This is a genomic window from Microcoleus sp. LAD1_D5 (assembly GCF_036702115.1).
Taxonomy (GTDB): Bacteria; Cyanobacteriota; Cyanobacteriia; order Cyanobacteriales; family Microcoleaceae; genus Microcoleus.
The window spans coordinates 1-7337 of record NZ_JAUBSA010000133.1 but is presented as its reverse complement, the minus strand read 5'-3'; the positions used below and the strand labels follow the sequence as shown (position 1 = coordinate 7337).

Genomic DNA, 7337 nt, shown 5'->3' with positions numbered 1-7337 from the left:
GCAGAATCTGAAGATACAGAATCTTCCATGAAAACCATAAAAATCGTTCATGGCTATTCAAGAGATCGAAGACCGGACCTCAAACAATTTATCATTGATACGATCGTAAGTGGAGATGGAGACGTACCATTATATCTCAAAATAGATGACGGAAACGCCGACGATAAAAGTGTCTTTGTGTCAAGATTGAAAGAGTTTAAAAATCAGTGGACATTTGACGGAATCGGGAGCGTGCCACTTTTGTGATAAGTATTTATACTCAACTATTTCTTCGCTTACCAATTAAGTCATTTAAGTAAGCACATCGATGAGCCAATACCTGTCCAATATGTTCTGATTTCCAACTTGCTCCAGATATTTTAATTCGTCTAGCTATTTGCTTAATTCCTGATTCTACTGCGCCAGAGCCAATTGAACATATTTCATCTCTTTGGAAAGCTTCGTAATTAATAATTCTTTCTTTGTGCTTTTCTAAATATTTGCAAAAATTAACTGCTGTTTTTCTCTTTAACTCTGTAAATAGTGCTTTTGCACTTTTTACATTTCCTTTCCATAAATATGTTTCTGCTTGCTTTAATCGCTTATAGCCTTTCTCAAAAAGGTGAGGTACGAATTTTGACCTGGAAAGCTTGACAATACAGGGTTTCTGTATACCTCATTTATCTGAGAAACGCTATACTTGAACCGCCTACTTTCTGAAGATTTTCATTCAAATGATACCAGTCCAGAATTTCCCTTCTGTCCTGTTTACAACTAATTTCCTTGAATATATTCCATACACCATCATGTCCATCACCGTCTGACAATTTACTGGTTTTGCTAGTGGCTGTTGATTTGCCCAATTAACGATCATCTCATTTTGGTCGAAACTGGCTACTATGCCTGCTTCCGACACAATTGCTTTATAACCCACATTCCGCACCCCCAACTGGCACATAGGCAGATGGAGGGGATAAAAGTGAATCATCCGAGATAATAGTGAGTAAAAACACCCAAAAATCTGTGCAACGCTCGCATCACTCAGTTAGGAATTCCTAAAAATTGACATGAGGGCATTAATTCAATCTTCTTAACCCATTAAAAGTCAAAAATCAGACCATTAATAACTATTAATTCCCAGCAGATATCGCCCGCATTATGACAATAATACATCAGTGCTGAATCAACAATTATTTAAATGTAAGTCAGTTTTACCAATCAATAATCGACTTCTTTTCACAACAAAAAATAATAAGACCGACAGGTGACTGGAAATAAATTTAAGATGGCTAACCGTTCTGATGTCAAATTAGAAACTTGCTGAATTCCTTGAATACACACGGCATGAATCGATTGAAACCTTTGGAATATCCAGCGCAAAGTAGGTCGATTGGTTCCTTTGCCCAACTGATTTTTTACGGTTTTATTAGTGAGTTGCAAGTTTTGCCGGAGTAACCTTTGACCTAAAGTATAAATCAACAAACACAAACCCATTACCAAAGTTAAAGCCTCTATTCTTTCCGGCGACTTGAGAAACACGCTATCCGTAAAAAACAAGGGGTCTTTCAAAAACCCAAACCCTCTCTCTGCCGACTGCTGTTCCTTATATTTTACAATCATTTCATCAGGATTTAATTGTGAAACATCCAGCACATTACTAGCTAAGATAAATCTGCCACTAGCTTTGGTTGCTTTGGCTACCGCACTAGCATCTAATTCTAGTTGTGCCTGAACTTTAAATATTAGCTTAGAGCTAGAAATGTCAGAACTGGTCGAATTAGCATCGGATTTTGCTGTCGATTGTCTGCTACTAATTTGGGTTAAATTATGATATTTTAGTTCTGTAAATAAACGACGTGCTGCTGACAAGGCATCGGTGTCACAAGCAAATTCAATATTGGATAACTCTCGCAACTTTTTCTGACCCTCAATTTCAGCTTTTTTGAGTTTTTTTTCTAATTTACGTTGGTCGGCATCACGACGCAAACTGCTCTCTACTACTAACCATCTTTGTGCAATTCCACCATAATTACTTTTGTGTTCTGACCAACGATATCCCGTTATTGAACTTTCAGTGAATTCTGATTCATTTAGCTGAGACACCAGTTGCTGCGCTTGTTTCAGGCTTAGTGGTACACGAGTTAACCATCTTAAATTGGTTAACATTTCTAAATTGGGAGCGGTATATAATGCACTGTCAGCTACCATTAAACTGTCGAGATTTATTTTTTTTTTAAAGTCTTGACAGATTGAGGCGAATATGGAATTATCTGATTCGTTTCCTGAAGCTACTCGTAAAAATAGTGGCACATCTCCATCTCCACTACAAATTAGGTCTAAAATAAATTGTTTTAAGTCGGGACGATGGTCACGAGAGTAGCCGTAGGTAATTTGAATTGGTATTGGGGATGTTTGATGGTTGATTGATGAATTATCTAACTGATTGCTATCCATTTCTGTTTTAGCAAAAGATACTGATGGCAATTCTTGTTCATATTTGCCATGTAGATGAAATGAACTTGAGTCGAGGTGAGATGTGTCGGTATTTAGCTCGAATTTTTGAGCTGCTGACAGGGCAATGGTTGTAAATATTTCTGTAATTCCTGCTAAATATAATTTATCTAATACTCTTCCTAAGCGGTCATCATTTAAATGTGATGCTTGAATCCCTGCTCCAAGTAAATGTTCTGTTGCTTTCCCTTCAAAAAATTTAGAAAATAAGTATAATGGGGCGGAAACCATCCCTAATCCATTGATGATCATGGCTTTAACTACCAGGCCGGGACTGACTATCTCACCCGGTTGTTCGCCTACTAATTCATTGATTTTTTCAAAAATTCCTATTTCATCAACTAGACCGGCTATCAAGCCCAGATGATCTAGGTTTTCTACTTTTATCTGGGATGCTTTCTGCATGGGCTGCTGAATCCTGATTTAAGCGTTTATCGCGATTGCTAGTTTACACTGTTTTTGGTGATTATTGGCTATGGTTGCGAGCGCAATTAACGCATTTTCGTCATCAATCAGGTTACGAATACGCCATAAACTTCGTTTTCTACCGCTCGCCATTTTAACTCGTATCAGATTTAACTCATGCCTTCACTTCTCTTGTCAGGAATTTTCAGCCCTCATGATTGGAGTGTCACCAAAATTATTGAGTATTTTTACTCACCATTGTCTCGGGTGATTCACTTTTACCCCCTCAATCCGACTATGTGCCAGTTTGGGGTGCGGAATGTGGGTTATAATCTTTCCACTCGGATTTTTATCCGAGTGGTGTAATTAATCGTGCTTTTCCACCGTCTACACTTAACTCGGCAATATCTGCTGTTGCAATGGGCTGCTCAAATTTTTGATAATGTACTAATCTTTGTTGTGTCTTCGCTGGAACCGTAATCCCTGTTATATATTCAATATCTTTGGCTGCATTTTGATAGGCAACATTAGCACTCAGTCTTAAACGGGAGCATCCCGATTTTGCAAGTATACAAAAGTATGATAAAATGCGCTGCTTTTGGGAAAAGCCAACACTTAGCTTCCTCCAAAAATATGTTTTAGAGTCAATCAGCCATTTTAGAGGAACTGAAGAATAGAGTGTCTCAAGAGTTACAATAGTCAATAAATAATTTTGAGAGACTAAACATGACGCCTGACGAACAAGCACGCTTACAAGCTCATACTGCTGAAATCGCCAAAATTTTATACAGAAACACTCCCCCCGAGGCATTAGATAGTCTGGAAACAATAGAAGGGCACTTGAGAAAACAATGGATAGAGATAGTGGGACCCGAAGTTGCTTTTTTTTTATCAAAGAAACCACGGGAACAGACAAAGGAGGCCCCCGAACAGTAAAAAGCTGTGTGGGTGAGTTAAAAATTACCGAAAAACAAGCAGAAAAATTAAATCTCAAAAAATCGACTCGCTTGGCCCCTTTTTTTGAGAAATGCTGTCTGCCACAAGTAGCCCTGTTATCCTATTCCACGGCATCTCAAGAAATTGAAGTACAGACGGGAATCAAGATAGGTCATACCAGTTTACATAGATTGGTAGAAAACCAAGAGTGGGTCGAACCAGTAGCATTCACCCCAATTAAAGAAACCATGTGGATGGAGGGAAAGTGGGGAGCGTGTCACTTTTGCGATAAGTATAAATACTCACAATAAGTAGGGCAAAGGTTTTGAGCTATTGTTGGCAAAATCGGCGAAAATAATGATGTCTTAATTAGTGGCGATTGAACGATGACTCCCGAACAACAACAGGCGATTCAAACATATGTAGAGGCTATTTCGGCAATCCTGTATGCTGATTGTGACCCGAAATCGTTGAAAACATTAGAAGATATCGAGATCACGGTTAAAGATAAGGTGTTAACTCATGTGACACCGCAGATCGGAATTTTTTTATCTACTCAGCGAGCGGGACAAAAGCAGGAAGGGTAAAGAGATTAAAAAGTACATTAGGTGATTTAAGCATCACCCAAAAGCAAGCAGATAAACTAGGGTGTGGGAGTGGGAGTAGATTGAGTCCACATTTAGAAAACTGTTGTTTAAGACTGAGTGCTAATGTTGCCTATCAAAATGCAGCCAAAGATATTGAATATATAACAGGGATTACGGTTCCAGCGAAGACACAACAAAGATTAGTACATTATCAAAAATTTGAGCAGCCCATTGCAACAGCAGATATTGCCGAGTTAAGTGTAGACGGTGGAAAAGCACGATTAATTACACCACTCGGATAAAAATCCGAGTGGAAAGATTATAAAGCAATTGTGTCGGAAGCAGGCATAGTAGCCAGTTTCGACCAAAATGAGATGATCGTTAATTGGGCAAATCAACAGCCACTAGCAAAACCAGTAAATTGTCAGACGGTGATGGACATGATGGTGTATGGAATATATTCAAGGAAATTAGTTGTAAACAGGACAGAAGGGAAATTCTGGACTGGTATCATTTGAATGAAAATCTTCAGAAAGTAGGCGGTTCAAGTAAGCGATTAAAGCAAGCAGAAACATATTTATGGAAAGGAAATGTAAAAAGTGCAAAAGCACTATTTACAGAGTTAAAGAGAAAAACAGCAGTTAATTTTTGCAAATATTTAGAAAAGCACAAAGAAAGAATTATTAATTACGAAGCTTTCCAAAGAGATGAAATATGTTCAATTGGCTCTGGCGCAGTAGAATCAGGAATTAAGCAAATAGCTAGACGAATTAAAATATCTGGAGCAAGTTGGAAATCAGAACATATTGGGCAGGTATTGGCTCATTGATGTGCTTACTTAAATGGCTTAATTGGTAAGCAAAGAAATGTTTAAGTATAAAGACTCATCGCAAAAGTGACACGCTCCCACGGAATCTGTGTAGCAGATAGTGCCTTATACACAGCGGAAAATTTGTCAGCAATGGCAGAAATGAAATGGATAACCAGAGTGCCATTAAGCATCAAATCAGCTCAAAATAAAATCTGCAACATTGAAGATAGTGACTGGGAAGACTCTCAAATAAAAGGCTATAAAATAGCAACCAGAACCAGTGAGTATGCCAACATCAAGCAAAGATGGCTAGTCAGAGAAAGTGAAATCAGAAAACAAGCAGATTTTAAAAAAATAGTCAAGCAAGTAGAGAAACAGTTAGAATCAGCCAAAGCCTCACTGCGTAAGCTATCCATACAAAAGTTTGCTTGTATTGCCGATGCAGAAATTGCAATAAAAAAGTTATCAGACTCATGGAAATATCACCAAATAACAGAAATTAAATCCCAAGAAAAACCAGTTAAAACAACAAAAAGAAAGCTCAAAGAATCGAGCAAGACACAGACAAGAGTCTATCAAGTAACGGGTGAAATAGAACCCCTAATTTCAGCAATCGAAGCGGAAAAAGTCAAAGCTGGGAGATTTATATTAGCCACAAATATCTTAGATACTAAAGCACTGAGCAATTCACAGGTATTATCGGAATACAAAGCGCAGCAAAGTAATGAGAGAGGATTTAGATTTATCAAAGATCCGTTATTTTTTACTGCCAGCGTATTCGTGAAAAAGCCGGAGCGAGTTGAAGCAATCGGAATGATAATGGGACTGTGTTTGTTAGTGTATAACCTAGCGCAAAGGAAATTGAGACAACAATTAGAAGCTACCAATAAGCAAGTGAAGAATCAGGTAAAAAAAATTGACCGATAAGCCAACAATGCGCTGGATATTTTAGATGTTTCAGGCGGTGCATTTAGTGACGATAAATGGCTGGAATCAGGTCAGCAATTTAACCCAAGAGCACCAAGATATCTTGCGGCATTTAGGAGAGTATTGCTGTCAATACTATTTAATATTTTCAAGTGAATAACGATTGAGATCGAGCTGTAGATATTTGTGAATAATTTTCATTAATTAGTCAAGACAATTTGCTTTTGGCATAAGTTTTCTTGCTTCAAAATATGAGTATTCAGGATAAAATAGCAACATGAATATATGAGAAAAAGTCAATTGGTAGTGCTTTTATGTAAAGGATGGAGAAAATTGAGGCGGTTGAGTCTTCAGCATTGCTAATCGGATTTGGTGATTGTAGTCATGAATAAAATTCCAAATAGCACCATGATGATTCTCCAACTTCTTAGAAAACGATAATGTCTTCCTGACTAATCGGGAAATTCGCTGCCTGAGAGTATTATTTAATCGTTCAATGTAACTCGTCAATCCGCTTTCTTTCCCCACAGGCTGATGCCGTTTAGTCGGTAAAACCGCAGCATATGCCTCCCAATGATCGGTATAAATCTTGGCACATTGCCGATAGACACTCGGTAGGGAATCCCATAATGCAAGAGCAGACTTTAAGGAACGGTCTCCAATATGACATCCGATCACTTCCCGAGTCTTGGCATCCATCGCTAACCAAACCCATTGTTTATTCCCTTTGTTGTCTACAAAAGACCATAGTTCATCCATTTGGACGGTGTGTTTTCCGACTTTTTTTGGAATAACTGTAGGCTTGGGTTCTACGGCAGTGTACAAGTGGTTTACATAATTTTGAAGCCAGAAGAGAGGAAACACCCATGACTCGGGCAATGCCAGCAAGAGAAATCCGTTCAAGGAGAAGCAACTCAATTTTTGCGCCCGGTGTCGGTGTTTTGGGGTTGCCACTTAGGATTTTCGACTTTCCTGGCGACCACAGTCACGACATTTATGGTTTTGTTTTCCGCGACGAGTCATACCATTTTTCATCACATCGTCCGAACCACAAGTGGGACAAATCAGATAGGGTTTCATCATGAGACTCCTCAAAAGATTGGCATAAGCTGTTGCACATTTAAACTGTGATACAAGCATTGCCCTTATTTTTGATTTTGCGACCCCATTTAATTATTAAT

Annotated in this window: 4 protein-coding genes and 6 pseudogenes; 5 read left to right on the top strand and 5 right to left on the bottom strand. The window is 38.4% G+C overall.

Features of this window, described 5'->3' with window-relative positions; all coding sequences use genetic code 11:
- Nucleotides 1-225, top strand: a pseudogene (locus QUA70_RS27515) (IS1634 family transposase); the annotation flags it as partial.
- A gap of 34 nt (nt 226-259) precedes the next feature.
- On the opposite strand, the pseudogene QUA70_RS27510 reads toward QUA70_RS27515, so the two are convergent.
- From QUA70_RS27510 to QUA70_RS27500, 4 genes and pseudogenes are all read right to left on the bottom strand, one after another.
- A pseudogene (locus QUA70_RS27510) lies at nt 260-797 on the bottom strand (hypothetical protein); the annotation flags it as partial.
- A complete protein-coding gene (locus QUA70_RS28705) occupies nt 710-967 on the bottom strand; it encodes a hypothetical protein (protein ID WP_445301499.1) in 258 nt (85 codons plus the stop codon). The pseudogene QUA70_RS27510 and the gene QUA70_RS28705, both read right to left, overlap by 88 nt.
- Before the next feature lie 248 nt (nt 968-1215).
- Nucleotides 1216-2895, bottom strand: coding sequence for an IS1634 family transposase (locus QUA70_RS27505; protein ID WP_333350960.1), 1680 nt, complete (start codon nt 2893-2895; stop codon nt 1216-1218).
- A 367-nt stretch (nt 2896-3262) separates the two neighbouring features.
- Nucleotides 3263-3439, bottom strand: a pseudogene (locus QUA70_RS27500) (ISKra4 family transposase); the annotation flags it as partial.
- A gap of 182 nt (nt 3440-3621) precedes the next feature.
- Between QUA70_RS27500 and QUA70_RS27495 the strand changes: the two are divergent.
- The 4 genes and pseudogenes from QUA70_RS27495 to QUA70_RS27480 all read left to right on the top strand — a co-directional run.
- The gene (locus tag QUA70_RS27495; protein ID WP_333410755.1) at nt 3622-3831 is read left to right on the top strand and encodes a hypothetical protein; all 210 of its coding nucleotides are present in this window, start codon (nt 3622-3624) and stop codon (nt 3829-3831) included.
- An 8-nt stretch (nt 3832-3839) separates the two neighbouring features.
- Nucleotides 3840-4142 carry a hypothetical protein gene (locus QUA70_RS27490; protein ID WP_333350962.1) on the top strand — a complete coding sequence of 101 codons (303 nt, stop codon included), beginning with the start codon at nt 3840-3842 and terminating at the stop codon, nt 4140-4142.
- Nucleotides 4143-4217: 75 nt separating this feature from the next.
- Nucleotides 4218-5247, top strand: a pseudogene (locus QUA70_RS27485) (ISKra4 family transposase).
- Between the two features lie 81 nt (nt 5248-5328).
- A pseudogene (locus tag QUA70_RS27480) lies at nt 5329-6316 on the top strand (IS1634 family transposase); the annotation flags it as partial.
- A 152-nt stretch (nt 6317-6468) separates the two neighbouring features.
- On the opposite strand, the pseudogene QUA70_RS27475 reads toward QUA70_RS27480, so the two are convergent.
- Nucleotides 6469-7224 (bottom strand): annotated as a pseudogene (locus QUA70_RS27475) (IS1 family transposase).
- Between the last annotated feature and the right edge of the window lie 113 nt (nt 7225-7337).